Annotated in this window: 28 protein-coding genes; 17 read left to right on the top strand and 11 right to left on the bottom strand. The window is 72.3% G+C overall.

The window, feature by feature from the left end; translation table 11 throughout:
- Positions 1 to 57: 57 nt before the first annotated feature.
- On the top strand, positions 58 to 702 hold the full coding sequence (locus N538_RS0106630) for a TrmH family RNA methyltransferase (RefSeq protein ID WP_036569721.1): 645 nt from the start codon (positions 58 to 60) through the stop codon (positions 700 to 702).
- Positions 703 to 714: 12 nt separating this feature from the next.
- Here the strand turns inward: N538_RS0106630 and N538_RS0106625 are convergent, their stop codons facing one another.
- On the bottom strand, positions 715 to 1,206 hold the full coding sequence (locus tag N538_RS0106625) for a SigE family RNA polymerase sigma factor (RefSeq protein ID WP_028636662.1): 492 nt from the start codon (positions 1,204 to 1,206) through the stop codon (positions 715 to 717).
- Positions 1,203 to 2,042 (bottom strand): hypothetical protein, encoded by an 840-nt coding sequence (locus N538_RS0106620; RefSeq protein WP_028636661.1) that lies wholly within the window; start codon positions 2,040 to 2,042, stop codon positions 1,203 to 1,205. Before N538_RS0106620 ends, N538_RS0106625 begins: the two co-directional genes overlap by 4 nt.
- 122 nt (positions 2,043 to 2,164) lie before the next feature.
- On the opposite strand from N538_RS0106620, the gene fbaA reads away from it, so the two are divergent.
- On the top strand, positions 2,165 to 3,196 hold the full coding sequence (fbaA, locus tag N538_RS0106615; RefSeq protein WP_028636660.1) for a class II fructose-bisphosphate aldolase: 1,032 nt from the start codon (positions 2,165 to 2,167) through the stop codon (positions 3,194 to 3,196).
- An 11-nt stretch (positions 3,197 to 3,207) separates the two neighbouring features.
- Here the strand turns inward: fbaA and N538_RS24130 are convergent, their stop codons facing one another.
- Positions 3,208 to 4,722, bottom strand: coding sequence for a DHA2 family efflux MFS transporter permease subunit (locus N538_RS24130; RefSeq protein WP_051548869.1), 1,515 nt, complete (start codon positions 4,720 to 4,722; stop codon positions 3,208 to 3,210).
- Between the two features lie 37 nt (positions 4,723 to 4,759).
- Between N538_RS24130 and N538_RS0106605 the strand changes: the two genes are divergently transcribed.
- Complete coding sequence (locus tag N538_RS0106605; protein ID WP_028636659.1) at positions 4,760 to 5,188, top strand: DUF3151 domain-containing protein; 429 nt, start codon at positions 4,760 to 4,762, stop codon at positions 5,186 to 5,188.
- Here the strand turns inward: N538_RS0106605 and lysS are convergent.
- Positions 5,175 to 6,899: a lysine--tRNA ligase gene (gene lysS / locus N538_RS0106600; RefSeq protein WP_028636658.1), complete on the bottom strand. Its 1,725-nt coding sequence runs from the start codon at positions 6,897 to 6,899 to the stop codon at positions 5,175 to 5,177. The two genes, N538_RS0106605 and lysS, sit on opposite strands and share 14 nt — an antisense overlap.
- Before the next feature lie 277 nt (positions 6,900 to 7,176).
- Here lysS and N538_RS0106595 point away from each other — a divergent pair, with 277 nt between their 5' ends.
- Positions 7,177 to 8,172 (top strand): helix-turn-helix transcriptional regulator, encoded by a 996-nt coding sequence (locus tag N538_RS0106595; RefSeq protein ID WP_028636657.1) that lies wholly within the window; start codon positions 7,177 to 7,179, stop codon positions 8,170 to 8,172.
- 16 nt (positions 8,173 to 8,188) lie between these two features.
- On the opposite strand, the gene N538_RS0106590 is transcribed toward N538_RS0106595, so the two are convergent.
- Positions 8,189 to 9,070: a diacylglycerol/lipid kinase family protein gene (locus N538_RS0106590; protein WP_028636656.1), complete on the bottom strand. Its 882-nt coding sequence runs from the start codon at positions 9,068 to 9,070 to the stop codon at positions 8,189 to 8,191.
- Positions 9,071 to 9,184: 114 nt separating this feature from the next.
- Here N538_RS0106590 and N538_RS0106585 point away from each other — a divergent pair, with 114 nt between their 5' ends.
- Genes N538_RS0106585 through purB form a run of 4 tightly spaced genes read left to right on the top strand, consistent with a single transcriptional unit; the run spans position 9,185 to position 14,083 of the window.
- Positions 9,185 to 10,483, top strand: a complete 1,299-nt coding sequence (locus N538_RS0106585) for an adenylosuccinate synthase (protein WP_028636655.1) — start codon at positions 9,185 to 9,187, stop codon at positions 10,481 to 10,483.
- Positions 10,484 to 10,501: 18 nt separating this feature from the next.
- Positions 10,502 to 11,371: a catalase gene (locus tag N538_RS0106580; protein ID WP_028636654.1), complete on the top strand. Its 870-nt coding sequence runs from the start codon at positions 10,502 to 10,504 to the stop codon at positions 11,369 to 11,371.
- Positions 11,372 to 11,382: 11 nt separating this feature from the next.
- The gene (gene purD, locus N538_RS0106575) at positions 11,383 to 12,624 is read left to right on the top strand and encodes a phosphoribosylamine--glycine ligase (RefSeq protein ID WP_028636653.1); all 1,242 of its coding nucleotides are present in this window, start codon (positions 11,383 to 11,385) and stop codon (positions 12,622 to 12,624) included.
- Positions 12,625 to 12,652: 28 nt separating this feature from the next.
- Positions 12,653 to 14,083: an adenylosuccinate lyase gene (purB, locus tag N538_RS0106570; protein WP_028636652.1), complete on the top strand. Its 1,431-nt coding sequence runs from the start codon at positions 12,653 to 12,655 to the stop codon at positions 14,081 to 14,083.
- On the opposite strand, the gene N538_RS0106565 is transcribed toward purB, so the two are convergent.
- A complete protein-coding gene (locus N538_RS0106565) occupies positions 14,031 to 15,470 on the bottom strand; it encodes an MFS transporter (protein ID WP_028636651.1) in 1,440 nt (479 codons plus the stop codon). The genes purB and N538_RS0106565 overlap by 53 nt on opposite strands.
- A 31-nt stretch (positions 15,471 to 15,501) precedes the next feature.
- Here N538_RS0106565 and N538_RS0106560 point away from each other — a divergent pair, with 31 nt between their 5' ends.
- On the top strand, positions 15,502 to 15,774 hold the full coding sequence (locus N538_RS0106560; protein ID WP_028636650.1) for an acylphosphatase: 273 nt from the start codon (positions 15,502 to 15,504) through the stop codon (positions 15,772 to 15,774).
- Here N538_RS0106560 and N538_RS24125 read toward each other — a convergent pair.
- Positions 15,771 to 16,385 carry a hypothetical protein gene (locus N538_RS24125; RefSeq protein WP_051548866.1) on the bottom strand — a complete coding sequence of 205 codons (615 nt, stop codon included), beginning with the start codon at positions 16,383 to 16,385 and terminating at the stop codon, positions 15,771 to 15,773. The genes N538_RS0106560 and N538_RS24125 overlap by 4 nt on opposite strands.
- Positions 16,386 to 16,500: 115 nt before the next feature.
- Here N538_RS24125 and N538_RS0106550 point away from each other — a divergent pair, with 115 nt between their 5' ends.
- The gene (locus tag N538_RS0106550; protein WP_028636649.1) at positions 16,501 to 17,391 is read left to right on the top strand and encodes a hypothetical protein; all 891 of its coding nucleotides are present in this window, start codon (positions 16,501 to 16,503) and stop codon (positions 17,389 to 17,391) included.
- On the opposite strand, the gene N538_RS0106545 is transcribed toward N538_RS0106550, so the two are convergent.
- Positions 17,388 to 18,341, bottom strand: coding sequence for a sulfotransferase family protein (locus tag N538_RS0106545; RefSeq protein WP_036569601.1), 954 nt, complete (start codon positions 18,339 to 18,341; stop codon positions 17,388 to 17,390). The two genes, N538_RS0106550 and N538_RS0106545, sit on opposite strands and share 4 nt — an antisense overlap.
- Positions 18,342 to 18,398: 57 nt before the next feature.
- Between N538_RS0106545 and N538_RS0106540 the strand changes: the two genes are divergently transcribed.
- The 3 genes from N538_RS0106540 to N538_RS0106530 are packed head-to-tail and all read left to right on the top strand — an operon-like array spanning position 18,399 to position 21,223.
- A complete protein-coding gene (locus tag N538_RS0106540; RefSeq protein WP_028636647.1) occupies positions 18,399 to 19,277 on the top strand; it encodes a phosphoribosylaminoimidazolesuccinocarboxamide synthase in 879 nt (292 codons plus the stop codon).
- Positions 19,271 to 19,651: an SRPBCC family protein gene (locus tag N538_RS0106535; RefSeq protein WP_028636646.1), complete on the top strand. Its 381-nt coding sequence runs from the start codon at positions 19,271 to 19,273 to the stop codon at positions 19,649 to 19,651. The genes N538_RS0106540 and N538_RS0106535 overlap by 7 nt, the downstream gene beginning before the upstream one ends.
- Positions 19,652 to 19,660: 9 nt before the next feature.
- Positions 19,661 to 21,223, top strand: coding sequence for a long-chain-fatty-acid--CoA ligase (locus N538_RS0106530; protein ID WP_028636645.1), 1,563 nt, complete (start codon positions 19,661 to 19,663; stop codon positions 21,221 to 21,223).
- Here the strand turns inward: N538_RS0106530 and N538_RS0106525 are convergent.
- Both N538_RS0106525 and N538_RS0106520 read right to left on the bottom strand, forming a co-directional pair.
- Entirely contained in the window at positions 21,216 to 21,821 is a 606-nt protein-coding gene (locus tag N538_RS0106525) for a dihydrofolate reductase family protein (RefSeq protein WP_028636644.1), read from the bottom strand. The two genes, N538_RS0106530 and N538_RS0106525, sit on opposite strands and share 8 nt — an antisense overlap.
- Positions 21,822 to 21,840: 19 nt before the next feature.
- Positions 21,841 to 22,344: a general stress protein gene (locus N538_RS0106520; RefSeq protein WP_036569599.1), complete on the bottom strand. Its 504-nt coding sequence runs from the start codon at positions 22,342 to 22,344 to the stop codon at positions 21,841 to 21,843.
- 35 nt (positions 22,345 to 22,379) lie between these two features.
- Between N538_RS0106520 and purS the strand changes: the two genes are divergently transcribed.
- Genes purS through N538_RS0106505 form a run of 3 tightly spaced genes read left to right on the top strand, consistent with a single transcriptional unit; the run spans position 22,380 to position 23,748 of the window.
- Positions 22,380 to 22,631 carry a phosphoribosylformylglycinamidine synthase subunit PurS gene (gene purS / locus N538_RS0106515; protein WP_028636642.1) on the top strand — a complete coding sequence of 84 codons (252 nt, stop codon included), beginning with the start codon at positions 22,380 to 22,382 and terminating at the stop codon, positions 22,629 to 22,631.
- On the top strand, positions 22,628 to 23,296 hold the full coding sequence (purQ, locus tag N538_RS0106510; protein WP_028636641.1) for a phosphoribosylformylglycinamidine synthase subunit PurQ: 669 nt from the start codon (positions 22,628 to 22,630) through the stop codon (positions 23,294 to 23,296). The genes purS and purQ overlap by 4 nt, the downstream gene beginning before the upstream one ends.
- Positions 23,293 to 23,748 (top strand): DUF3817 domain-containing protein, encoded by a 456-nt coding sequence (locus N538_RS0106505; RefSeq protein WP_028636640.1) that lies wholly within the window; start codon positions 23,293 to 23,295, stop codon positions 23,746 to 23,748. Before purQ ends, N538_RS0106505 begins: the two co-directional genes overlap by 4 nt.
- Before the next feature lie 53 nt (positions 23,749 to 23,801).
- Here the strand turns inward: N538_RS0106505 and N538_RS27270 are convergent, their stop codons facing one another.
- The gene (locus N538_RS27270) at positions 23,802 to 25,202 is read right to left on the bottom strand and encodes a glycoside hydrolase domain-containing protein (RefSeq protein ID WP_051548863.1); all 1,401 of its coding nucleotides are present in this window, start codon (positions 25,200 to 25,202) and stop codon (positions 23,802 to 23,804) included.
- A gap of 183 nt (positions 25,203 to 25,385) precedes the next feature.
- Here N538_RS27270 and N538_RS28335 point away from each other — a divergent pair, with 183 nt between their 5' ends.
- Positions 25,386 to 25,544 carry a hypothetical protein gene (locus N538_RS28335; RefSeq protein ID WP_155991985.1) on the top strand — a complete coding sequence of 53 codons (159 nt, stop codon included), beginning with the start codon at positions 25,386 to 25,388 and terminating at the stop codon, positions 25,542 to 25,544.
- The last annotated feature ends 16 nt before the right edge of the window (positions 25,545 to 25,560 follow it).

Below are 25,560 nucleotides of genomic sequence, written 5' to 3'. Positions count from 1 at the left end.
CGACATGAAGCATCCCCTACCGTGTCCGCCGTGGAGGAGCGCGCGCCGTACGACCCGATGCCGCACGGTCCGCCCGAGGTCGGCATCGGTCCGTGGGAGGGGCCGTGGCCGGAGGGGGAGCAGTACGACGCGCGGCTGCTCGCGGAGGGCGACCGGCGCAACGTCGTGGACCGCTACCGGTACTGGACGGTCGAGGCGATCGTGGCCGACCTGGACACGCGGCGGCACGACTTCCACGTCGCGATCGAGAACTGGCAGCACGACTTCAACATCGGGACGATCGTGCGGACCGCGAACGCGTTCCTCGCCGCGGAGGTGCACATCGTGGGCAACCGCCGGTGGAACCGCCGCGGCGCCATGGTGACCGACCGGTACCAGCACGTCCGCCACCACCCCGACGTGCCGGCGCTCGCGGCGTACCTGCACGAGCGGGAGTTGACGCTGCTCGGCATCGACAACCTGCCGGGGTCGCTGCACCTCGAGACGACGACGGTGCCGCGCCGGGTCTGCTTCCTCTTCGGCCAGGAGGGTCCCGGGCTGTCCGAGGGCGCGCGGACGGCGTGCGACGGGACCTTCTCGATCGCGCAGTTCGGCTCCACGCGGTCGATCAACGCGTCCTCTGCCGCCGCCATCGCGATGCACGCCTGGGTGCGCGAGCACGCCGACCTCTCCGACGGCGCGGCCTGGCGGGGCGGCTCGTGACCGGGTGGACACTCAGTCCCGAGCCGCCAGCGTCTCCCTGAGCGCCGCCAGCCCACGGGACGAGTGGCTCTTCACCGTGCCCTGGCTGATCCGCAGCTCGTGCGCGGTCTCCTCGACCGAGAGGCCGAGCCAGTGCCGCAGCACCACGACCTTCCGCTGCATCGTGGGCAAGGCCTGGAGCGCGTCGAACAGCGCGGACCGCTCCTCTGCCGGCAGCTCCTCCCGGGCCGGCCGCTCGACCTCGGGCAGGCCGGCCCGCTCCCGCCGCCAGGACCGCCGGTGCTCGTCGATGTCGGCGCGCACGATGATGGTGCGGACGTACGCCTCCTCCCGGCCCTCGCGGTCCAGCCGCGGCCAGGCGACGTACAGCTTGACCAGCGCGGTCTGCACCAGGTCGTCGGCGCGGTGCCAGTCGCCGCAGATCGCGTAGGCGATCCGGCGCAGGTGGGTGCGCCGGGCCCGGACGAACTCCGTGAACGCCGCGTCCCGGGCCGAGCGGTTCACCGGAGGCCCTCGCCCGAGGCGTACTGCGCCCGGGCGTATGTCAGGAGCTCCTCGAACGTGGCGCCCACGACATCCCGCGGCGGCGTCGTGATCACGTCCAGCTCGCCGTCGACGACGCGCCAGACCACGAAGTAGGACCTCTCGTCGCCGTCGACGGTGACGACCGCGGCGCCGGTGCGCGTCCCCGGCGAAGCGAAGCTCTCGCCCAGACGGGGCTCGTCGGTGCGCTGCACGATCCGCGCGCCGGCGGCTGCGACCACCTCATCCCGGTCGTCGAGCCGGACGGTCTCGGGCCAGCCGTCGTCACCGGGCACGGCCGCACCCACCTGGTCGGCGACCCAGGCGGCGAAGCTCGCCCAGCCGTTGCTCGGCACGGTCGCGCTGTAGCCGAAGCCGCGGCCGGTGTGGTCCGCGAGGACCCAGCTGCGCTGGCCGCGCCAGGTGAGATCGAGGGCGTCTGACCCCTTCGGTGGCTGGTAGTCGTACGGGTTCTCGATGCGCTGGTGCACGACCACCCCGGGCCGGAGCTGCAGCTTCCCGTCGACGTAGCGGAGCGGGACGTCGTCCTCCCGGCCCGCGTCGGAGGGCGACGCCGTCGGGGAGGCCGAGCCCGTCGGGTCGTTCGCGATGTGCGTGCCGGCGTCGTCGCGCGCCCCGGAGCCGGCGACGGCGTACGACGCGCCGAGCGCCACGATCGCGGCGCACGCGGCCGTCGCCACGAGACCCCGGCGTCGCCGCAGCGCCCGCCGGCCCGCCGCCAGCTGGTCCTCGACGGGCGGGTGCGCCGGCCCGTCGCCGAAGGAGTGCTCGATCTCGTCGCGGATGTCGGTGTCCATGTCAGGAGGACGGAGCAGGCGGCCGATCCGTTGTCAGGAGCCGCGAGACTTCCTCGATCGCGGCGTCCGCATCCGCCGTCCGACCCGTGAGCACCACGGCTCGACGCTAGTAGGGTCGGAGCATGCCCATCGTGACTCCCGAGAAGTACGCCGAGATGCTCGACACGGCCAAGGAGAACCGCTTCGCGTTCCCCGCCATCAACGTGTCGTCCTCCCAGACCCTCAATGCGGCGCTCGCGGGCTTCGCGGAGGCCGGCTCCGACGGCATCATCCAGGTCTCCACCGGTGGCGCGGACTACCTCTCCGGGCCGACGGTGAAGAACATGGTCGCCGGCTCGGTCGCGTTCGCCGCGTACGCCGCCGAGGTCGCGAAGAACTACCCGGTGAACATCGCGCTGCACACCGACCACTGCCCCCAGGACAAGCTCGACGGCTTCGTCCGGCCGCTGCTGGCGATCTCCGAGGAGCGGGTCGCGCGTGGCGAGGCGCCGCTCTTCCAGTCGCACATGTGGGACGGCTCCGCCGTACCCCTGGAGGAGAACCTGCACATCGCCGAGGAGCTCCTCGACCGCTGCATCAAGGCCAAGGTGATCCTCGAGATCGAGGTCGGCGTGGTCGGCGGCGAGGAGGACGGCGTCGCGCACGAGATCAACGAGAAGCTCTACTCGACCCCCGCCGACGCCATCGCCACCGCCCGGGCGCTCGGGTACGGCGACCGTGGCTACTACATGACCGCGCTGACCTTCGGCAACGTGCACGGCGTCTACAAGCCGGGCAACGTCAAGCTGCGTCCCGAGGTCCTCCAGGAGGCCCAGGAGGCGGTCGTCACCGAGTTCGGCCTCGAGCCCGGCTCGAAGCCGTTCCACCTGGTCTTCCACGGCGGCTCCGGCTCGTCCGCCGAGGAGATCGGCGCGGCCGTCGACTACGGCGTCGTGAAGATGAACGTCGACACCGACACCCAGTACGCCTTCACGCGCCCCGTCGCCGGGCACATGTTCCAGCACTACGACGGCGTGCTCAAGGTCGACGGCGAGGTCGGCGACAAGAAGTCCTACGACCCCCGTGCCTGGGGCAAGGCCGCCGAGGCCGGCATGGCCGCCCGCGTCGTCGAGGCGTGCGAGAACCTCCGCTCCGCGGGGAAGTCGCTGGGCTGAGGTCCAGCTGGTCAGTCGGCCGAGGACGTCGCAGCAGACCCGGCGGCGGGTACGCCGGTGTAGCCGGAGTGGCGGGGCTTCTCGAAGAACAGCACCGCGAGGAAGCCGAGCACGAACGCCGCGACCGGGAGCAGCACCGCGGTGGCCATCGCGTCGCTGAAGGCCTGGGCGACGGCCGGGGGCAGCGGAGCGCCGGAGCCCGAGCCCTCGGCCCCGCTGAACGACGGCAGGCCCTCGGCCGCGAGCCGCGAGTCGATCAGCACCGCGATCGCCGCCGAGCCGAGGACCGCGCCCACCTGGCGGGTGGCGTTGTAGACGCCCGAGCCGGCGCCGGCCAGCTGGACCGGCAGGTTGCGGGTCGCGGTCGCGCTGTTCGGCGCCCAGACGAACGCGTTGCCGACACCGAACACGAGCATCGGGGGCACCGTCCACCAGATCGAGGTGTCCGGCGTCATCGCGAACGTCAGGCACAACAGGCCGACGAACAGGCAGCCGAAGCCGAACGCGGTGAGCAGCCGCGGGTGCAGCCGGTCGGTCAGGCCGCCCACGAACTTCGCGAGCAGGAGCGTCATCAGCGCCATCGGCACCAGCAGCAGCGCGGACCGGGTCGGACTCAGGCCACGGACGACCTGCGCCCAGATCATGATCGGGATCGACAGCGAGGTGATCGAGAAGCCCATCACCGAGATCGCGACGTTCGCCAGCGAGAAGTTGCGGTCCCGGAACAGCCCGAGCGGCACCAGCGGCTCGTTGCGGTTGCGGGACTGCCAGAGCACGAAGAGGCCGAGCACCACGAGGCCGGCGATGATCGTCGCCCAGATCGTGGCGTTCCAGCTGTACTGGTGGCCCTCCTGGATGCCGAAGACGAGGAGGAACATCCCGGCGCCGCTGAGCGCGACGCCGAGCCAGTCGAACTGGTGGCTGTGGGTCGGGAGCTTCGGCACGAGCCGCAGCGCGAGCACGAAGCCGACCAGGCCGACCGGGACGTTGATGAAGAAGATCCACTCCCAGCCGAAGCCGTCGACGAGCACGCCGCCGAGGATCGGGCCGACCAGGGTGGCGACACCCGCGGTGGCGCCCCACAGCGCCATGGCCGCGCCGCGCCGCTCGGGCGGGAAGATGCGCGTGATGATCGCCATCGTCTGCGGCGTGATCATCGAGGCGCCCAGGCCCTGCACGACGCGCGCGGCGATCAGCATCTCGATCGAGCCGGTCAGGCCGCACCACAGCGACGCCAGCGTGAAGACCGTCAGGCCGAGCATGTAGAGGTTCTTGGGACCGAACCGGTCACCCAGCCGGCCGGTGATCAGCACCGGTACGGCGTAGGCCAGCAGGTAGGCGCTGGTCACCCAGACGACGTCGTTCACGCTGGCGTGCAGGTCCTCGATGATCGCCGGTGTCGCCACCGAGACGATCGTGGTGTCGACGAGGATCATGAAGAAGCCGATGCACAGCGCGAACAGCGCCGGCCACGGCTCCTTCCCGCCGGTCGGGTCGGTGGTGGTGGGGGGAGCTGACTGGGTCACGGGTCCACCTAACACCCGACCGTGGACAATTGCTCCCATGAGCTCGTTCAGCGGATCGGACCTGATGGCGGGACCCCCGCCCACGCACCTCCCCGAGGACCCGGCCGCGGCCGACCTGGTCCCGGGCGCCGACGCGATGGACGTCGTACGCCGGCACCCCGAGTCGCCGCTCGCCTGGGCCACGCTGGCGACCCTCGCCGCGGAGGCCGAGGACGACCCGGTGACGATCTACGCATACGCGCGCGTCGGCTACCACCGCAGCCTGGACCTGCTGCGCCGCAACGGCTGGAAGGGCCACGGACCGGTGCCGTGGGAGCACGAGCCGAACCGCGGCTTCCTCACCTGCCTGGCGCTGCTCGCCCTCGCGGCCCGCGCGATCGGCGAGGACGCCGAGTGGGAGCGCTGCGCGGAGTTCCTGCGCGACTCCAGCCCGACCGGCTACGCGGAGCTGCTCAGCGAGGAGTGAGCAGGGCCCGCACCTTCTCGGCGCCGAGGGCGAGGAACAGCGTGGGCAGCCGCGGCCCGCGGTCGGCATCGACGAGCAGGTGGTAGAGCAGCCGGAAGAAGTCCTTCTGGTCCTGCTTCACCTCGTCGGTCGGCGCGTCGTCGAGGCCGAGCCCGCGCGCCAGCTTGGGCACGCCGTAGATCAGCGCCGTGACCGAGTCCAGCTCGAGCTGGTCCGGCAGCCGGTCGAGCAGCTGGCGCAGCCAGATCTCCTCGTCCTCGCTGAGCGCGGCCAGCCGCTCGGTGTCGGGGGACGACCGGACGGTCGTCCGGTCCTCGCTCGGCACGTAGTCCGACACCCACGTCATCGCCTTGGTCAGCCGCGGCTCGAGGTCCTCGACCGCCGCGTGCTCGTGGCCGACGTCGCCGACGATCCGGCTGATCAGCTCGGCGCTGCCCGCGGTGACGTCGGCGACCGACGAGAGCAACCGGAACGGCGCGACCACGGCGGGGGTCGGCAGGGTCCCCGCGCTCGAGGTCGCCGAGGCCCGCTCGAACGCGAGCACCTGGGCATCGCGCCGCGAGGGATCGGCGGCCTTCCTGCCGAGCGCGTCCCACTCGTCGTACAGGCGCACGACCTCGGCGCCGAAGTCGATGTTGAACGCCTGCTTGGGCTGCCGGCGGACGTAGAGCCACCGCAGGATCGGCGCCTCGAGGATCGTAAGCGCGTCGGCGGCCGTCGGCACGCCACCGGCCGAGGACGACATCTTCTGCACCCCGGCGAAGCCGACGAAGGCGTAGGCGACGTACGACGGCGCCCGGAAGTCGAAGACGCGCTTCACGATCTCCTTGCCGACGGTGTACGACGAGCCCGGGGTGGAGTGGTCGAGCCCGCCCGGCTCGAAGTCGACGCCCTCGTAGGCCCAACGCATCGGCCAGTCGATCTTCCACACCAGCTTGCCCTCGTGCTGGGTCGCCACGTTGGTGACGCCGGTGAAGCCGCACGAGGTGCAGGTGTAGGAGAGGTCGGTCGTCTCGTCGTCGTACGCAGTGACCACCACGGTGTCGCGTCCGCACTGGCGGCAGTAGGGCTTGTACGGGAACCGGGCCAGGTTGCCAGCGCCGCTCGGCTGGTCGTCCTCGTCGTCGGCGACGGAGTCGGCCAGCGCCTCGGCCTCCTGCTCGTTCTCCGGTGCCGGCTCCGCCTTCTTGGTGCGGTGCCGGGCCAGCACCTCCTCGATGACGTCGCGGTGCCGGATCGCGTGGAGGACCTGCTCGGTGTAGGCGCCGGCGCGGTACTGCTCGGTCTGCGAGACCTCCTCCATCTCCACGCCCAGCTCCGCGAGCGCCGCGCGCAGCGGTGCCTTGAAGTGCTCCGCCCAGGAGTCGTGGCACTCCCACGGGTCGGGGACGGCCGAGAGCGGCCGGCCGATGTGCTCGCTCCAGGAGGGGTCGACGCCCGCCGGGACCTTGCGGAAGCGGTCGAAGTCGTCCCAGCTGTGCAGGTGGCGTACGGCGATCCCGCGGCGGCGGATCTCCTCGGCGACGAAGTGGGGGGTGATGAACTCGCGCAGGTTGCCGAGGTGGATCGGCCCGCTCGGGCTCGCCCCCGACGCGCAGGTGATGACGTGCCCGGCGAGACCCTCGCCGTACTGCTGCTGGGCGTGGCGGATCGTGTCGTCGGCCGCCCGGGTCACCCAGTCGGTGGGGTCGCCCTGGTTGCCTCGTGCCATCGCGGTCGCAGCTCCTGCTGTGGGGGTTCGGGGACAGCGGCACGCTACCGAACCAGGAGAAGGGCGCCGGAACCGCCGCCGAGTGGCGGACCGGCGCCCCCGTCCTGTGCGTCCCCCGGCACGACCGATCCCCCGATGTGGGTCGTGGCGGGACCGTCGCGCCCCGAGAGGCGCGCGACCGTCGACGCGACGCGCGCATCGTCGCACTGACCGGTCCCTGCCATCGGGGGACAAGAGGACGCTGTCACCAACCTGCCAATCGGGCTACGCTGCGCCCATGCCCCGGCCCGGCTCGACGTCCGTCCTCACCGCGCTGGGGTTCTCGGCGCAGGTGGACCGCACCTACCAGCGGCTACGCAGCCAGTCCGGCCGGGACCTGGAGCGGCTCGCGGCGTCCATGCTGCGCACGCCCGCGGAGCTGCTCGACCAGATCGCGCCGCTGCTGCGCGCGGGGATCGTGCGGCGCGACGGCGACCAGCTGGTCGTGGAGCCCCCGGCCGAGGCGGTGCGGATCCTGGTGGCCGGTCAGGCGGTGCACGCCCAGCGCCTGCGCCGCCAGCTGGAGGGGATCACCGACGCGGTCGGGCTGCTCGCTGCGGAGGAGGGGCGGGCGGTGCCGTCCGAGCACGAGGGCCGCCTGCCGATCGACGGCGAGGTCGTGACCGCGGCGGACCGCGCCGAGATCTACGATCTGGTGCGGTCGCTGGTCCTGGGCAGCAGCGGCGACCTGCTGTGGCTGCGCCCGGACCAGTGGCGTGGACCCCGGGAGGACCGGATGGCCGGGCTCGTCGGCGAGGCGCTCCGCGGGAGCGGCCGGGCGTCCCGCGCGATCTATCCGGTGCACGCGGTCGGCGACCCGAAGGTGCTCTCGGCCCGGGCCGCGGTCGGCGAGCAGGTGCGCGTGCTCCCCGAGGTCCCCACCCGGATGCTGGTGATCGGCGACTCGCACGTCGTCCTCCCTGAACCGCTCGGGTACGCCGACATGCCGCTCGCGGTCGTCCGGCAGCGGGGGGTCGTGGAGGCGATGGCGCAGTGGTTCGAGCTGCTCTGGGAGCGCGCCGCCGTACCCGCCGGCGGTGTCGCCGGGCGCCCGGACCGCCGCCGCTTCCTGCTCCAGCAGCTCGCCGCCGGCGAGCGCGACGAGCAGATCGCCCGCAAGCTCGGGATCAGCCTGCGCACGGTGCGCCGCCGGGTCGCCGACCTGATGAGCGAGCTCGGCGCCGACTCCCGCTTCCAGGCGGGCGTCGAGGCGGCCCGGCGCGGCTGGATCTGAGCTGCCCAGGTCCGCCTCAGGGCAGCAGCATCGAGTAGGCGGCCGGCTCGACGTGCCAGGTCCGCTGCCGCTCCGGGCCGTAGATCTCGCCGTCCGCGCTGCACCAGAACGGGCCTCCCGAGACCGAGACCGTGCGCCCCCGGCGGTACGACACGTCCTCGCGGTGGTGGTGGGTCGCGAACCCGAGCCGCACGGTGTACAGCACCCGGGCCAGCGGTCCCGTCGACCGCGAGACGAGCACGTCGACCAGGCCGTCCTTCGGGTCGGCGTCCGGCGTCAGCTCGGTGCCGCCGCCGACCGACGAGCCGTTGCCGATGGCGACCATCAGGACCGGGTCGTCCAGGTCGGTGACGACCTCGCCGTCGACCTCCACCCGCAGCCGGACCAGCGGCGGGTCGAGCGCGGTGAGCAGCGCACCCAGCGGGTAGCCGAACCTGCCCAGCCGCTCCTTCAGGCCCACGGCCCGCCGGCTCGCCTCGGCGCCGACGCCGACGTGCACGCTGTTGACGACCACCTCGCCGACCTCGTCCACGATCAGGTCCATCGGCCGGGAGCGGCCGCGGAGCACGACGTTCGCGGCCTCCTCGATGTCGAGGGGGATGCCGATGCCGCGGGCGAAGTCGTTGCCGGTGCCCAGGGGCAGCAGCCCGAGCACGGTGTGCTCGAGGTCGCGCCGGCGGTGCAGCGCCGCGATCACCGCGTGCAGGCTGCCGTCGCCCCCGGCCACGACGACCGGTCGCGAGCCGGCGCGGTGCAGGACGCCGTCCAGCTCGCCCGGGTTGGAGGTCGCAGCCACCTCCACGGACGTGCGCTCGCGCAGCACGGCCAGCGCAGCGGCCAGGTTCTCCTCGTCCGCGGTGCCGGCCTCGCTGTTGGTGATGACGAGGAGGGGGTCCACGTGGCGGACCCTATCCGAGCGTTCGAACGGTCTGGTCACCCTTTGGTAGCCTCTGGCCGCAAGAGCTCCGGTGCTGTTGTGCCGGAGCTTCTCTCGTTTCGCAGGAGGCAGCACATGCCCGCCATCGCCATCATCGGTGCCCAGTGGGGCGACGAGGGGAAGGGCAAGGCGACCGATCTCCTCGGCTCCCGGGTCGACTACGTCGTGAAGTTCAACGGCGGCAACAACGCCGGCCACACGGTCGTCATCGGCCAGGAGGACGGCAGCAGCGAGAAGTACGCGTTGCACCTGCTGCCGAGCGGCATCCTCACGCCGGGGTGCACCCCGGTGATCGGGAACGGCGTCGTCGTCGACCTGGCCGTGCTGTTCGAGGAGCTCGACGGCCTCGTCGCGCGCGGCGTCGACGTGTCGCGGCTGAGGATCAGCGCGAACGCGCACGTGATCGCCGACTACAACCGCACCCTCGACAAGGTCACCGAGCGGTTCCTCGGCTCGCGCCGGATCGGCACGACCGGGCGCGGCATCGGGCCGACGTACGCCGACAAGATGAACCGGATCGGCATCCGGATCCAGGACATCTTCGACGAGAAGATCCTGCGCCAGAAGGTCGAGGGCGTCCTCGACCTCAAGGGCCAGGTGCTCACCAAGATCTACAACCGCCGGCCCGCGACCGTCGACGAGACCGTCGAGGAGCTCCGGGCGTACGCCGAGCGGCTCGCCCCGATGGTCTGCGACACCGGACTGCTGCTCAACCAGGCGCTCGACCGCGACGAGATCGTGCTGCTCGAGGCCGGGCAGGCCACGCTGCTGGACGTCGACCACGGCACCTACCCGTTCGTGACCTCGTCGTCGGCGACCTCGGGCGGCGCCTGCACCGGCTCCGGCATCCCGCCGACCCGGCTGGACCAGGTGATCGGCATCGTCAAGGCGTACACGACGCGCGTCGGCGAGGGCCCGTTCCCGACCGAGCTGAACGACGACGCCGGTGAGCACCTGCGCAAGGTCGGCGCCGAGTACGGCACCACCACCGGCCGGCCGCGCCGCTGCGGCTGGTACGACGCGGTCATCGCCCGGTACGCCGCCCGCGTCAACGGCGTCACCGACTTCGTGCTCACCAAGCTCGACGTGCTGACCGGCCTCGAGAAGGTCCCGGTGTGCGTGGCCTACGACGTCGACGGCACCCGCCACGACGAGATGCCGGTCAACCAGTCCGACTTCCACCACGCCGTACCGATCTACGAGTACCTCGACGGCTGGTGGGAGGACCTCTCCGCCGCGCGCACGTTCGAGGACCTGCCGGCGAACGCGCGTGCGTACGTCGAGGCCGTCGAGGCGATGTCCGGAGCACGCATCTCGGCCGTCGGCGTCGGGCCGTCGCGCGAAGCGACCGTCGTGAGACACGAGCTCGTCTGACCCACTAGCGTCCGGGACATGCTCGACCCCGTCGTCGCCATCGACCGGTTGCGCGCCGCGTTCCGCGGCCCGGACCGGCACCGCACGCTGCACGCGAAGGGCCGCTTCTACGCCGGCACCTTCACCGCCACCCCGGAGGCCGCGGCCCTCGGCCGCGCCGGGCACCTGACGGGTGAGCCGGTGCCGGTGCTGGTGCGCTGGTCGAACGCCGGCGGCGACGCCGAGGTGCCGGACAAGGCGCCCGACATCCGGGGCATGGCCGTCAAGTTCCGGCTCCCCGACGGCACGGAGACCGACCTGCTCGGCCAGACCGCGCGGCGGTTCCCGACCGACAGCCCGGAAGAGTTCGTCGCGATGACCGAGGCGTCGCGCAAGCCCGTGCTGGTCCCGCTGTTCATGCTCCGGCACCCCCGGATGGCGGGCGCGATGCTGGACGGCCTGCGCAGCAAGGCGGTCGCCTCGCACGCGAGCTTCACCCAGCCGACGTACTACCCGATCCACGCGTACGGCTGGCGCGACGCCGACGACCACCTGAGCTGGGTGCGCTACCGGTTCGTCGCGCAGCACGCCGGGCCGCCGAGCGGGACGTACGCCGGGCGGGACCGGCTGTTCGAGGAGATGACGGCCCGGCTCGCGAACGGGCCGGTGCGCTTCGACGTACGCCTCCTGGTCGCCGGCGACGGCGACGACCCGCACAGCGCGGTGTCGGTCTGGAAGCACGCTCGCGAGCTGCTCGGCGGGACCATCGAGGTCACCGGGGAGCTGCCGGACCAGGACCCGGTCGTGTTCGACCCGGCCCGCGTCGTCGACGGGATCGAGCTCTCCGACGACCCGATCCTGCGGTATCGCCCCTCGGCCTACTCCGAGTCCATCGACCGCCGCACCTAGGGTTGTCGCACGTGAAGACCCTCGTCATCGGCACCGGCGGCCGCGAGCACGCCCTCGCCCGCGCGCTCGCGCACGACCCCGGCGTCACCGAGGTGCACGCCGCCCCGGGCAACCCGGGCATCGCCGCCGTCGCGACGCTCCACGACGTCGACCCGATGTCGGGCCCGGCCGTCGCCGAGCTCGCGGTGTCCCTCGGCGTCGACCTCGTGGTGGTCGGTCCGGAGGCCCCGCTGGTGGCGGGGGTCGCGGACGCCGTACGCGACAAGGGGATCGCGGTGTTCGGCCCGTCCGGTGCCGCCGCGCAGCTCGAGGGGTCGAAGGCGTTCGCCAAGGCCGTCATGGAGGCCGCCTCGGTGCCGACGGCCGCAGCTGTCCTCTGTTCCTCGGTCAGCGAGGTCGCCTCGGCCCTGGACCGGTTCGGACCGCCGTACGTCGTGAAGGACGACGGCCTCGCTGCCGGGAAGGGCGTGGTGGTGACGAGCTCCCGCGAGGACGCGCTCGCACACGCCGCCGGCTGTGACCGCGTGGTGGTGGAGGAGTACCTCGACGGCCCCGAGGTCTCGCTGTTCGCGATCACCGACGGCACGACCGTCTACCCGCTGCAGCCGGCCCAGGACTTCAAGCGGATCTTCGACGGCGACGCCGGCCCCAACACCGGGGGGATGGGCGCCTACACCCCGCTCCCGTGGGCGCCCGAGGGCCTGGTCGGCGAGGTGCTGCGCGACGTGCTCCAGCCGACCGTCGACGAGATGGCGCGCCGCGGCACGCCGTTCTCGGGTCTCCTGTACGCCGGCCTCGCGCTGACCTCGCGCGGCACCCGGGTGATCGAGTTCAACGCGCGCTGGGGCGACCCGGAGACCCAGCCGCTGCTGGCACTCCTCGACGCGCCGCTGTCCCCGCTGCTGATGGGCGCCGCGACGGGCACCCTCGCGTCCGTGCCGGCGCCGGTGTGGAAGGACGGCGCCGCCGTCGCGGTCGTGATGGCCTCGGCCGGCTACCCCGAGTCGGCCTCGCGGGGCGACGTGATCACCGGCACCGACGCCGCCGGGTCGCTCGACCGGGTGCACGTCATCCACGCCGGCACCGCCCTCGACGGCGCCGACCTGGTCACCGCGGGCGGTCGGGTGCTCGCCGTGGTCGCGACCGGTGGGGACGTGCAGGCGGCCCGCGCCTCGGCGTACGACGGTGTCGCCGCGATCTCGTTCCCCGGCGCCCAGCACCGCTCCGACATCGCCGCCCACGTCGAATCGTGACTCGACGCGCATGGGAGAATGACGCCCCGTGACCGTCCCCAACGTCCTCGCCACCCGCTACGCGTCCGCCGGGCTCGCGCAGATCTGGTCGCCGGAGCACAAGGTCGTGCTGGAGCGGCAGCTCTGGGTCGCGGTGCTGGAGGCGCAGCGCGACCTCGGCATCGAGGTGCCGGACGGTGTCGTCGAGGCGTACCGGGGCGTCGTCGAGCTCGGGGAGAAGGGGGTCGACCTCGCGTCGATCGCGGCCCGCGAGCGGGTGACCCGGCACGACGTGAAGGCGCGGATCGAGGAGTTCTCGGCGCTCGCAGGTCACGAGCACATCCACAAGGGCATGACCAGCCGCGACCTCACCGAGAACGTCGAGCAGCTCCAGGTGCGGCAGTCGCTCGCGCTGGTCCGCGACCGCGCGGTCGCGACCCTGGCCCGTCTTGCCCGCCTGGCGGCGGAGCACGAAGCCACCGTGATGGCCGGGCGCAGCCACAACGTAGCGGCGCAGGCGACCACGCTCGGCAAGCGATTCGCGACGATCGCCGACGAGATGCTGATCGGCCTGGCCCGCGTCGAGGAACTGCTCGCGCGCTACCCGCTGCGCGGCATCAAGGGCCCGATGGGCACCGCGCAGGACATGCTCGACCTGCTCGACGGGGACACCGCGCGGCTCCAGCAGCTCGAGGAGCGGGTCGCGCACCACCTGGGCTTCGAGCACGTGCTGACCAGCGTCGGCCAGGTCTACCCGCGCAGCCTCGACTTCGACGTGGTCTCCGCGCTCGTGCAGCTGGTGGCGGGCCCCTCGAACCTGGCGACCACGATCCGGCTGATGGCCGGCAACGAGCTGGTGACCGAGGGCTTCCAGGAGGGCCAGGTCGGCTCGTCGGCCATGCCGCACAAGATGAACAGTCGCTCCTGCGAGCGGGTCAACGGGTTGGCGGTCGTGCTCCGCGGCCACCTCTCGATGGTCAGCGAGCTCGCCGGCGACCAGTGGAACGAGGGCGACGTCTCGGACTCCGTCGTACGCCGGGTCGCCCTGCCGGACGCGTTCTTCGCGGCGGACGGCCTGTTCGAGACGTTCCTGACCGTGCTCGACGAGTTCGGCGCGTTCCCGGCCGTGATCCAGCGCGAGCTGGACCGCTACCTGCCGTTCCTGGCGACCACCAAGGTGCTGATGGCCGCGGTCCGCAACGGCGTCGGCCGCGAGGCCGCGCACGAGGCGATCAAGGAGGCCGCGGTCCGCACCGCCCTCGACATGCGCAAGGGCCAGGCCGAGAACGACGTCTTCGCGCGGCTGGCCGCCGACGAGCGCCTCGGCCTCACCGCCGACCAGCTCACGACGCTGGTCGCGGAGCCGATCACCTTCACCGGTGCGGCGGTCGACCAGGTCGAGGCCGTCGTACGCCGGGTCGCCGAGGTCACGGCGCGGCATCCTGCGGCTGCGGCGTACTCGCCGGGCGCGATCCTCTAGCCGCGGCGACCGCGGCCGCGAGCGCGGCCGCCAGCAGCACCAGCCCGGTGCCGAGAGCGGCCCGCAGCGCCGCGCCGCCGTCGACCGCTGAGAGCGTCAACTGGTAGACGGTCATCGACAGCGCGGCTCCGATGGAGGAGCCGATCCGCTGGCCGGTCTGGAGGGCGCCGCCGGCCGCTCCGCCCATGCGGGGCGGCACGTCCTCCAGGGACAGGGTCATGTTCGGCGACACCACACCTCCGCCGCCGAGACCGGCCAGGAACGTCACCGGCACCGCGACCAGCCACAGCCGGTCGGTCACGACCGCCGGCACGAGCACCGCCACCAGCACGACGCCCGCCATCATCACCGAGATCGCGGCCACGGTGACCCGGCGGTGGAGGTCCGACACCACGCGTCCGGACAGCGGCGCGGTGATCGCGGACCCGACGGCGAACGGGCACAGGAGCAGACCCGCCTGCAGCGCCGACACCCCGAGCTCGTCCTGGTAGTAGACCGACAGCACGAGGAAGAAGCCGGTGAACCCGGTGAAGTACAGGGTCCCGACGGCGACGCCGCTCGCGTAGCCGGGAGTACGCCGCAGCAGGCCGACGTCGAGCAGCGGTGCGCCGCCCCGGCGTACCAGCCCGGCCTCCCGGCGCACGAACAGCCAGCCGAAGACCGGCACGGCGAGCAGCAGCACCAGCGGCAGCAGGTGGCCGCCCTCGGCGTTCACGGTCGGCAGCAGGATGCACAGCACCGTGATGCCGAGCAGGGCCGCGCCGGCCAGGTCGAGCCGGGCTCCGGTCTCGCGCTGGTCGCGGGGACGCTGCGGCACCATCCGCCAGACCGCGACCATCGCGACCAGCCCGATCGGCACATTGACCAGGAAGATGTAGCGCCACCCGTGCTCCTCGCCGAACACCGCGATGATCAGCCCGCCGAGCACCGGTCCGGTGGCCGACGAGATCGACACCACGAGCCCGAACATCCCGAACGCGCGCGCCCGCTCCCGGCCCCGGAACAGCTCCTGGATGATCCCGGAGTTCTGCGGGGTCAGCAGGCCGGCGCTCGCGCCCTGCACGAGCCGGCCGACGACCACCCAGATCGCCGTCGGGGCGAGCCCGACGCCGGCGCTGGCCGCGAGGAACCCGGCCAGCCCGATGAGCATCATCGTGCGCCGGCCGTACGCGTCCCCGAGGCGGCCGCCGGTCACCAGGGTCAGGCCGAAGGCGAGCGCGTAGCCGGACACCACCCACTGCACGGTCGCGGCGGACGTACCCAGCCCCGACTGGATCGACGGGATCGCGACGTTGACGATCGTGACGTCGAGCAGGGCCATGAACCCGATGACGAGGGAGACGGCGAGGATCCGCCAGCGCTCCGGGTGCGCCCCCTCGTCGTCCATCCGGTCAGGGTTCCCGCGGCAGGATGGCGGCATGCGGACTGCCATGGACCTCACGGTGACCGGCCGCGTGCAGGGCGTCTCGTTCCGGATGTACGCCGAGCGCGAGGCCGCCCGGCTCGGGGTCGCCGGCTGGGTGCGCAACGAGCCCGACGGCTCGGTCGCGATCCACGTCGAAGGCGACGAGGGGGCCGTCGAGGACTTCGTCCGCTGGGCCGGCGACGGCCCGAGCCTCGCGCACGTCGACCACGTCGAGGCGCGGCCGGCGTCCGACACCGGGGGGACGGAGTTCCGGACCCGGTACTAGGCGCGGGCGGTGCCGCCCCAGTTCGCCAGCTTGGTCGCGACGGTGTGCAGGTCCGCGCGCCAGACGTCCTGGGGGACCGGCGGCAGGATCTCGTCCCACTCCACGGCGTAGGACCCCTTGATCTGGTCGAACCCCTGCGGACGGGCGAAGAACCAGACGTGGGAGTGCGAGGAGCCGTCGCCCCAGCGGTTGACGTGCACGCGGCCGATGCCCGGCATCGCCTCCACGATCCGGACCAGCCGGTTCGCGATCCGGCCGAGCTCCGCGGCGTGCTCGTCGTCGAAGTCCCCGACGTCGTAGTGCTCCCGGGTCCACAGCACCAGCACCAGCGGGAGGCCGCTCGGCTCCGGCTCCGACGTCAGCACCCAGTGCTCGTCCTCCCAGACGATCCGCTCCGGCGAGAACCCGTCGCAGGCCCAGCAGGGCTTCCCGCCCGGCTCGCCCTCCCGGGGCTGCTCGGTCCCCGGCGCGCGCAGCTGCTTCGGGACCACGGCGCCGCAGACGCTCTCCCACGGGTAGATGTCCCAGCTGCTCATCGCGGGGACGGGCAGTCGCCCGTCCGCTGCGGCGGCCAGGACCCGGGCGTAGACCTCGTCAGCTGACTCCGGCATGGGCCTCACTGTGCCAAACGCCGGGGCGCGCCCTCACCGGCACCCCCGGCATCGGCCGGACCTGCTCCGGCAGCCGGTCCCATAGTCGACTGGAAGAGTCGACTATGCTGGTCGCATGTCCGTGGAGACGCTGCCCCCTGTCCCGTCGTACGACGAGGGCGTCCGGGTCGTGGTGCCGGCGCCGGACGCCGGCCCGGGCAACTGGGCCGGCGCCGCGAGCGCGGTCCTCGTCGACGGCACCTTCTGGCTGACCTACCGGGTCCGGCGACCGCTCACCGAGGGTCGCGGCGTGTCGGTGGTGGTGGCGCGCTCGGCCGACGGCGTCACGTTCGAGCCGGTCGCGGAGGTGCATCGCAAGGCCTTGGGGTGCGAGTCCTTCGAGCGCCCGGTGCTGGTCGCGCTGCCGGACGGCCGCTGGCGCCTCTACCTGTCCTGCGCGACACCGGACTCCAAGCACTGGTGGGTCGACAGCCTCACGGCCGCGTCGCCCGACGGGCTGCCGTCCGGCGAGCGCCAGGTGGTGCTGCCGGGCGACGACGCGCTGGCCGTGAAGGACCCGGTCGTCGAGCAGACGCCCGGCGGCTGGCGGATGTGGCTGTGCTGCCACCCGCTCACCGAGGCCGGCCAGGAGGACCGGATGGCCACGCGCCTGCTCACCAGCGCCGACGGGCTGGCGTGGGACGACCAGGGCGAGGTGCTCGCCGGCCGCCCGGGCAGGTGGGACGCCCGCGGTGCCCGGGTGACCGCGGTCGTCGCGCAGCAGCCGCTGACCGTCCTGTACGACGGCCGGCCCGATGCCGCGTCGAACTGGCACGAGACCACGGGCGTCGCCCGGTGGGACGGCATCCGGCTGGTCGCCGACGACGAGGACCCGGTGGCCTCGCCGTTCTCCGACGGCGCGTGGCGCTACGCGTCGGCCGTACCGCTGCCCGACGGGCGCACCCGCTTCTACGTCGAGGCGGCCCGTCCGGACGGCGCGCACGACCTGGTGACGCTGGTGCGCTAGGCGCCCTTGCGCCGCTCGTCGAACGAGCCGCGGCTCTCGGTCGACAGCCAGTCCGAGAAGTCCTCGCCGGTCAGCTCCGAGAGCAGTGCGACGTCGTCGGCGAACGCCGGGAGCAGTCGCGCCCGCTGCTCCTCGCTCAGTCGCGGGCGCGGACCGGCTCCCGGGCCGGTCAACCGGCGCACGAACGGCTCGCTCGCGCGTCGCCACACCTCGGGTCGCACGAACTGGCCCGCCCAGGCGCCCGCTCGCACCGCCGGGCCCAGGACCCGCGGCCGCCAGCCCGGCTCGACGAACGACCGGGCGTTGTCGCGCGGGATCGTCGCGACCATCCCGGGCGTGATGCCGAGGAACCGGCACGCCCGGTCCACCGCGGCCGGCGGGTCGTCGACGATGTCGCGGTACCGCATCACCAGCACCCGATCGGGATCGACGTACCGGACCAGGTGGTCGAGCTGCTCGCCGTACCGTCCGAGCTCGCGATAGCGCCAGAAGGGCGCCCAGCCGGCGCGCACGCGCTCGTCCTCCAGGGCGAACGCCGTGTCGAAGTCCGCCACCTGCTCAAGGCCGTCGGACCACAGGTGCATCCAGTTCGAGTACGCGCGGTCGATCGGGTCGCGCACGACGGCGATCAGGCGTACGTCGGGCAGCGCCTCGGCGATCCGCCGGTGCGCGCCGCGGCTCCAGAGGTAGAACGGCGTGCTCTCGCCGCGCGCCCGTCCGGGTCGGGCCGGCGCGAAGAGCGCGGCGTACTCGTCCGCCCGCCACACCCACTCCCGCTGCGAGTGGGCGTCGCCCGGCCCGCGCCAGGCCGGGGGAGGGGCGCCGTCGCAGAGCCAGAACTTCGGCTCCTTCGGCGTCGTCACGAACACCTCGGGGTGCTGGGACAGTGCGGCGTGCAGCGCCGTGGTTCCCGCCTTGGGGGCGCCGACGATCAGGAAGTCGGGATGCACGGAACTACAGTAACCCGATAGGAATACATCAAACAGCGGTCCTTCTAGAGTGATCCCGTGCTCAACATCCCGCCCGCGCCGACCGTCGAGGGCGCGACCCACCTGCACAGCGGCAAGGTGCGCGACCTCTACGAGCTGCCGGACGGCGACCTGCTGATGGTCGCCAGCGACCGGATCTCGATCTTCGACTTCGTCCTCGAGACGACGATCCCGGACAAGGGCGAGATCCTGACCCGGATGTCGCTGTGGTGGTTCGACCAGCTCGCGGGCCTGGCGCCCAACCACGTGGTCTCGACCGACGTGCCCGCGTCCGTGCGTGGCCGCGCCGTGCGCTGCGAGCGGCTCGAGATGTACCCGGTCGAGTGCGTGGCCCGCGGCTACCTCACCGGCTCCGGCCTGCTCGACTACCGCGCGACCGGGGAGGTCTGCGGCATCCCGCTGCCGGCGGGCCTGGAGGACGGCAGCCGGCTCGCCGGGCCCGTCTTCACCCCCGCCACCAAGGCCGATCTCGGAGACCACGACGAGAACGTGTCGTACGACGCCGTGGTCCGGACGATCGGCGCCGACCGGGCGGCGGAGCTGCGCGACCTGACACTCGCGGTCTACGGCCGGGCCGAGCAGATCGCCCGCGAGCGCGGCATCATCCTGGCCGACACCAAGCTCGAGTTCGGCGCCCGGGCGGACGGGACGACCGTGATCGCCGACGAGGTGCTCACGCCCGACTCGTCCCGCTTCTGGCCGGCCGACGAGTGGCGGCCGGGACGGTCGCAGCCGTCGTACGACAAGCAGATCGTGCGGAACTGGGCGCTCTCGCCGGAGTCCGGGTGGGACCGCTCCTCCGGCGAGCCCCCGCCGCCGTTGCCCGACGCGGTCGTCGAGCAGACCCGGTCGCGCTACCTGGAGGCGTACGAGCTCCTGACGGGAGAGCGTTGGTAGTCGTCGCGTTCCCGGTGCCGCGCGAGGTCGCCTTCGACTACCTCGTCGACCCGCGCAACCGGGCCGAGTGGCAGTCGTCGCTGGCCCGCGTCGCGGACGTCGACGGCGAGCCGCGGGTCGGGCAGACCTGGGTGGACGTGACCCGTCCCGGTCTCCGCCCGCTGATGGAGACGACCGAGCTCGACCGGCCCCGCCGGTGGACCGAGCGCGGCACCTGGCACGGCATCAGCGCGGCGCTGACGCTCGACTTCGCGGAGACGGCGACCGGTTGTGAGGTCACGGCGACGGTGGACACCGTCCTCCCCCTCCGGCTGCTCGCGCCGTACGCCGTCCGTGCCGACCTGCGCCGGGCCGCGAGCGTGATCTCGCAGTAGGTTGCACGCATGACGACGTACAACCTGGCGTCCCTGCTCGAGGACAGCGCCGCGCAGTACCCCGACCGCACCGCGATCGTCCTCGGGGACACGCGCATGTCGTACGCCGAGGTGGACTCGTTCGCCAGCATGGTCGCGAACCTGCTCGTCGCCCGTGGCATCCAGCCCGGCGACAAGGTCGCGCTGACCTGCCCGAACCTGCCGTACTTCACGGTGGTCTACTTCGGCATCCTGAAGGCCGGCGCCACCGTCGTACCGCTCAACGTGCTGCTCAAGGGCCGGGAGGTGGGCTACCACCTGAACGACTCGGACGCCAAGGCCTACTTCTGCTTCGAGGGCACCCCGGATCTGCCGATGGCGCAGGAGGGCTACGCCGGCTTCCAGCAGGCCGACGACTGCCGCTACTTCTTCACGATCACCGCCGACCTGGGTGCGCCGTCGCCGATCGCGGGCACCGAGACACTGGCCCAGGCCCTCGCGGTGCAGTCCGGTGAGTTCGAGACCGTCGGCACCGACGAGGACGACACCGCGGTGATCCTCTACACCTCCGGGACGACCGGTCAGCCCAAGGGCGCCGAGCTGCGGCACCGCAACATGCGCGACAACGCGCTGTCCGGCGAGGCGCTGTTCGGCGCGAGCGCCGAGCACCCGGACACCTATCTCTGCGTGCTGCCGCTGTTCCACTCGTTCGGCCAGTCGGTCTGCCAGAACGGCGCCTTCGCCTACGGCGGCACGGTCGTCATGCTGCCGCGCTTCGAGGCCCACGCCGCCCTCCAGCTGATGCTGAAGGAGGAGATCTCGTTCTTCGCCGGAGTTCCGACCATGTACTGGGGTCTGCTCGGTGCGCTCGCCGACGACCCGGACCTCGACGTCTCGGCCCTCGCGCAGAACCTCCGCGTCGCGGTCGCAGGCGGCTCGGCGCTGCCGGTCGAGGTGCACAAGGACTTCCAGCGGAAGTTCGGCGTCACGATCCTGGAGGGCTACGGCCTCTCGGAGACCTCGCCGGTGGCGTCGTTCTCGAAGTACGGCGAGCCGGTGCGGGTCGGCTCGGTCGGGGCGCCGATCCCGGGCGTCGAGATGAAGCTCATCGACCCGGAGTGGAACGAGGTGACCGGTGAGGACGCGATCGGCGAGATCGCGATCAAGGGCCACAACATCATGAAGGGCTACTACGGCCGGCCCGACGCCACCGACGAGGCGATCCGCGACGGCTGGTTCCGCTCCGGCGACCTGGGCCGCCGCGACGAGGACGGCTGGTACTACATCGTCGACCGGTCCAAGGACATGATCATCCGTGGCGGCTACAACGTGTACCCGCGCGAGATCGAGGAGGTCCTGATGACCCACGAGGCCGTCTCGCTGGCCGCGGTCATCGGCGTACCCCACGAGAGCCATGGCGAGGAGATCAAGGCGGTCGTGATCCTGAACGGCGGCGCCGCGATCACCGAGGACGAGCTGGTGGCGTGGGGCAAGGAGCAGATGGCGAGCTACAAGTACCCGCGCGTCGTGGAGTTCGTCGAGGCGCTGCCGATGACCTCCACCGGCAAGATCCTCAAGCGCGAGCTCAGCTGACCCGGTAGCGCGCGTGCGTCGCGAGCGGTGAGTGCTCGACCTCGAGCTGCTCGAGCGCGGGCCGCACGCTGCCGTCGAAGATCCGCTCGCCGTCGCCGAGCACCACCGGGACGATGTCGAGGGTGAGCTCGTCGAGCTCGCCCGCGGCGATCACCTGTCGCACCGCCGACGCACCGCCGGCGACGTCCACGTCGCCGTCACCGGCCTCGCGGGCCAGCCGCAGCGCCTCCACGATGCCACCGGTGACGAAGTGGAACGTCGTGCCGCCCTGCATCTCGATGGGCGCGTGCTCGTGGTGGGTCAGCACGAACACCGGCGCGTGGTACGGCGGCTCGTCGCCCCACCAGCCGCGCCACTCCGAGTCCCAGGTGTCCCAGCCGCCGCGGACCGGGCCGAACATGTTGCGCCCCATCACGTACGCGCCGCGCTCGCGCAGCAGCCGGTCGGTCCAGCGCTGGTCGACCTCGTGCAGGTCGGACCCGATGTGCCACGTGTGCAGCGCCATCCCGCCCCGGCCCAGCGGGTCGTCGTACGTCTGCCCGGGGCCGGCGACGAAGCCGTCGAGGGACACCGACATGTGGGCGGTGGTGTGGGTCATGGGTGCTCCGACCGGGGCGTCACTGGAACGGGTTGGGAAGCGCGCCGGGCAGCTTGGCGAGCAGCTCGCGGGCGTCGGCGGCGACCTTGTGCTCGACGAGGACCTCGTAGCGGGTGGCGACGACCTGCGTCACCGACGAGAAGTCGCGCTGGCCGCGGGTGAGCGCGTAGCCGAGCAGTGCCCAGGTCACGCCGAACACGGCGCCGAGCAGCATCGTCGACACGAGCATCGCGAGGATGCTGTCGTCGACGAAGAAGGAGAAGATCAGCCCGACGAAGAGTCCGAGCCAGAGGCCGGACAGCACGCCGCCGAGGGCGACCCGAGCGGTGGTCAGGCGCCCGGTGATCCGCTCGACCCGCTTGAGGTCGGTGCCGACGATCATCAGGTGCTGGACCGGGAACTTGTTGTCGCTGAGGAAGTCGACGGTCTTCTGTGCGGCCGCGTAGTCGTCGTACACGGCCAGCGACTGGGGGTACTCCAGACGGAGCGGGTTGGCGCCGGGCAGTCCGGTGGGCATGCTCATGCGGACAGTCTGCCGCAGTCTTCTAGACTGGGCGCGTGCCCCGAGTCGTCGTCGACGTGATGCCCAAGCCCGAGATCCTCGACCCCCAGGGCAAGGCCGTCCACGGTGCGCTGCCCCGGCTGGGGTTCTCCGGGGTCACCGACGTCCGTCAGGGCAAGCGGTTCGAGCTCGCCTTCGACGGCGAGGTGACCGACGACGTGCTGGCCGAGGTCGAGAAGATGGCCGAGACGCTGCTCTCGAACCCGGTCATCGAGAACTTCACGGTCCGCGTGGAGGAGGGGGCGTGAAGGTCGGGGTCGTCACCTTCCCCGGCTCGCTGGACGACGTCGACGCGCAGCGCGCGGTCCGCGTCGGCGGCCACGAGGCCGTCGCCCTCTGGCACGGCGACCACGACCTGCAGGGCGTCGACGCCGTCGTGCTGCCGGGCGGCTTCTCGTACGGCGACTACCTGCGCTGCGGCGCGATCTCGCGCTTCTCCCCGGTGATGACCGAGGTCATCGACGCCGCCGGGAGGGGGATGCCGGTGCTCGGCATCTGCAACGGGTTCCAGATCCTCTGCGAGTCCCACCTGCTGCCCGGGGCGCTGATCCGCAACGACCACCGCAAGTTCGTCTGCCGCGACCAGTCGCTGCGGATCGAGAACAACCGCACGCCGTGGACCTCGGCGTACGCCGAGGGTGACGTCGTCACCATCGTGCTCAAGAACGGCGAGGGCGGGTTCGTCGCGGACGACGAGACCCTCGACCGGCTCGAGGGGGACGGGCGCGTCGTCGCGCGCTACCTCGGCGACAACCCGAACGGCTCGCTGCGCGACATCGCCGGCATCACCAACGACCGCGGCAACGTGGTCGGCCTGATGCCGCACCCCGAGCACGCGGTCGAGTCGCTGACCGGCGCCGGCACCGACGGGCTCGGCTTCTTCACCAGCCTCGCCGAGTCCGTCTTCTCATGAGCCCGCTCGAGGACCCCGGGAGCCTCTTCCGCCGCGTCGCCGTCGCCGAGGCGGTCACCTGGGCGCTGCTGCTCACCGGCATGGTGCTCAAGTACACCGATGTCACCGACGTGGGCGTCCGGGTCTTCGGGATGCTGCACGGGATCGTGTTCGTGGCGTACTGCCTCACGACCCTCCTCCTGGCCGTCGATCAGCGTTGGTCGCGCGGCCGGCTGCTGCTCGGCCTGGCCGCCTCGGTCCCGCCGTTCTGCACGGTCGTCTTCGAGAGGTACGCCGAGCGGCGTTCCGCCCTCGGGTCCTCGTGGCGGCTGCGCGGCTCGGCTCCCTCGGGTCGCGTCGAGGCCCTCGTCGCGTGGCTGGTCCGCAACCCCGTCCGCGGCGCGATCGCCGGCCTCGTCGCGGTGCTGGCCCTCACCGGGCTCGCCCTCCTGGTCGGCCCGCCGGCCGGGTAGTCCCTGCCCAGGATGTCGTCGAACGACCGGTTCTACGACGTTTTCGCCAGGGACTACCCCCGCCGACCGGCCGCCAGCGCCTTCCAGGTGGGCGCGGCGACGACACCGTTCGGGTCGAGGCCGACCCGGTCCTGGTACGCCGCGAGCGCGGTCGTGGTCTGGCTGTCGAAGACGCCGGTGGCCCGGATCGGGACCGAGCGGTCCGTGACGGCGTTGAGTGCTCGCTGCACCCGGCGCACCGCCGGGCTGGCAGACCCGAACTTGATCACCGGGCGGTCGCCGGCGACCAGCAGCGACATCCAGTTCCGCCGGTTCCAGGTCGTCGAGACCGGGAAGCCCTTCTTGGTCTGCCAGGCCTGGACGGCGGCCTGGGTGCGGGCGTTGTAGATCCCGTTGACCCTGCCGTTGTAGAGCCCCTGCTCGTGCAGCAGGCACTGCACGACCTGCACCTTCGCGGCCGGCGGCGTGTTGTTGCCGGTGCCCGGCTGGAGCACGGGGTAGACGCCGTAGGCGATCTTCACGCCGCCGCAGTGGTTCTCCGGTACGGCGACCGACCCGGTGCCGACGTCGACGAAGTTGCGGTCGATGTTGATCGTGACGCCTCCCCACGTCTCGTCGTGGCCGCCCTGGTACTGCTTGATCCGGGCGTGCGGGCGCCAGCCGTCGGAGCGCAGGTACTGCGCCTCGGTGTCGGTGTTCGCGCGACCGTCCCAGCGGGCCACCCAGATCTGGTCCGGCAGCGCGACGTCGGGGCGCTTCTTGTACCGGGCGTCGTCGAGCATCTTGATGCCCGAGCCGGCGCTGGAGTAGACGCCGGAGACGTACCCGAGCTGGCGGATCTGCCAGGACCAGCCGCTGAGGAACGCCAGCGCCGACTCGCGGCACCGGGTGTTGCGCAGGTCGAAGCCCTCGAGGTCGTACCAGAGGGTGCTGCCCGCGACGATGCCGAGCTCCTGGGCCGTCCCGACGCTCCTGGCCGCCTCGGCGCTGCCCTGCTTGCGGGCCTTGCCGTACCGGCCGTCGGCACCGGGCCTGGGGATGATCGTCGGGTCGTCGCCGTACCGGGGGAATCGCGGCTGGCAGGACGCCTGTGGCCCGAGGGTGATCGGCAGGATCCGCCATCCCTTGCGGAGCTGCGCGCTCACCCAGCCCGGTGTCAGGTTCGGCTGGTCACGGCACGCGCGCGAGGCGCCGCTCATGTAGACGCCGACCGCCCAGAACGGCGAGCTCTGCAGCCAGCGGTCCATCTGCGCCTGGTCGGGGGTGTGGCACTGGTCGAAGCCGTAGCCGGTGAGGCTGCCCGGCGTCACGACGTTCGCCCGGCGGGCGGTCTTCGCGGCCGGTACGGCGTCACCGTCCGGTGTCGAGAGCGCCACGAGCGTGGCGGCGGCGAGCGCGCCGCCGGTGAGCAGGGCACAGGTGCGGCGCAGCAGGGTGCGAGCCGGGCGAGACATACGGAACTCCAAGGGTGCGGGGAAGCCCGGCCACCATAACCTCAACAGTCACACCAGTAACAGGGATCGCCGACAATGACGGGCTCGAAGTTCGCGCAAGGTTTCCTCAAGTCGGCGCCGACCGCCCCCGATGAGCTCACATTGGTGAGAGGAGGATCCGCATCTGCGGGGGGAGAGACGATCATGAGTGACGACAGCTGGAGCGTCGAGCCGTTCCTCGGCCTGGTGCCGCACTTCCACGCCGACCCGGTGGAGGGAGTGCCGCTGGTGAGCACCGACGGCCACTGGTGGTGGGACGGCTACGCATGGACGCCGGCCCCCGCTCTCGCAGGGGCCGGCTGAGTCCACGCGCCGGTGG

The sequence above is a fragment of the Nocardioides sp. URHA0032 genome (assembly GCF_000620645.1).
Lineage (GTDB): Bacteria > Actinomycetota > Actinomycetes > Propionibacteriales > Nocardioidaceae > Nocardioides.
Note: the sequence above shows the minus strand (reverse complement) of the source record. Positions and strands in the feature narration are given on the sequence as shown.

What these genes read in the sequence shown, in the direction of transcription:
- N538_RS0106630 (WP_036569721.1), top strand. Translation starts at nt 58, where the DNA reads ATGCCGCACGGTCCGCCCGAGGTCGGCATCGGTCCGTGGGAGGGGCCG.
- N538_RS0106620 (WP_028636661.1), bottom strand. Translation starts at nt 2,042, where the DNA reads ATGGACACCGACATCCGCGACGAGATCGAGCACTCCTTCGGCGACGGG.
- fbaA (WP_028636660.1), top strand. Translation starts at nt 2,165, where the DNA reads ATGCCCATCGTGACTCCCGAGAAGTACGCCGAGATGCTCGACACGGCC.
- N538_RS0106605 (WP_028636659.1), top strand. Translation starts at nt 4,760, where the DNA reads ATGAGCTCGTTCAGCGGATCGGACCTGATGGCGGGACCCCCGCCCACG.
- lysS (WP_028636658.1), bottom strand. Translation starts at nt 6,899, where the DNA reads ATGGCACGAGGCAACCAGGGCGACCCCACCGACTGGGTGACCCGGGCG.
- N538_RS0106595 (WP_028636657.1), top strand. Translation starts at nt 7,177, where the DNA reads ATGCCCCGGCCCGGCTCGACGTCCGTCCTCACCGCGCTGGGGTTCTCG.
- N538_RS0106585 (WP_028636655.1), top strand. Translation starts at nt 9,185, where the DNA reads ATGCCCGCCATCGCCATCATCGGTGCCCAGTGGGGCGACGAGGGGAAG.
- N538_RS0106580 (WP_028636654.1), top strand. Translation starts at nt 10,502, where the DNA reads ATGCTCGACCCCGTCGTCGCCATCGACCGGTTGCGCGCCGCGTTCCGC.
- N538_RS0106565 (WP_028636651.1), bottom strand. Translation starts at nt 15,470, where the DNA reads ATGGACGACGAGGGGGCGCACCCGGAGCGCTGGCGGATCCTCGCCGTC.
- N538_RS0106560 (WP_028636650.1), top strand. Translation starts at nt 15,502, where the DNA reads ATGCGGACTGCCATGGACCTCACGGTGACCGGCCGCGTGCAGGGCGTC.
- N538_RS24125 (WP_051548866.1), bottom strand. Translation starts at nt 16,385, where the DNA reads ATGCCGGAGTCAGCTGACGAGGTCTACGCCCGGGTCCTGGCCGCCGCA.
- N538_RS0106550 (WP_028636649.1), top strand. Translation starts at nt 16,501, where the DNA reads ATGTCCGTGGAGACGCTGCCCCCTGTCCCGTCGTACGACGAGGGCGTC.
- N538_RS0106530 (WP_028636645.1), top strand. Translation starts at nt 19,661, where the DNA reads ATGACGACGTACAACCTGGCGTCCCTGCTCGAGGACAGCGCCGCGCAG.
- N538_RS0106525 (WP_028636644.1), bottom strand. Translation starts at nt 21,821, where the DNA reads ATGACCCACACCACCGCCCACATGTCGGTGTCCCTCGACGGCTTCGTC.
- N538_RS0106520 (WP_036569599.1), bottom strand. Translation starts at nt 22,344, where the DNA reads ATGAGCATGCCCACCGGACTGCCCGGCGCCAACCCGCTCCGTCTGGAG.
- N538_RS0106505 (WP_028636640.1), top strand. Translation starts at nt 23,293, where the DNA reads ATGAGCCCGCTCGAGGACCCCGGGAGCCTCTTCCGCCGCGTCGCCGTC.
- N538_RS27270 (WP_051548863.1), bottom strand. Translation starts at nt 25,202, where the DNA reads ATGTCTCGCCCGGCTCGCACCCTGCTGCGCCGCACCTGTGCCCTGCTC.
- N538_RS28335 (WP_155991985.1), top strand. Translation starts at nt 25,386, where the DNA reads ATGAGTGACGACAGCTGGAGCGTCGAGCCGTTCCTCGGCCTGGTGCCG.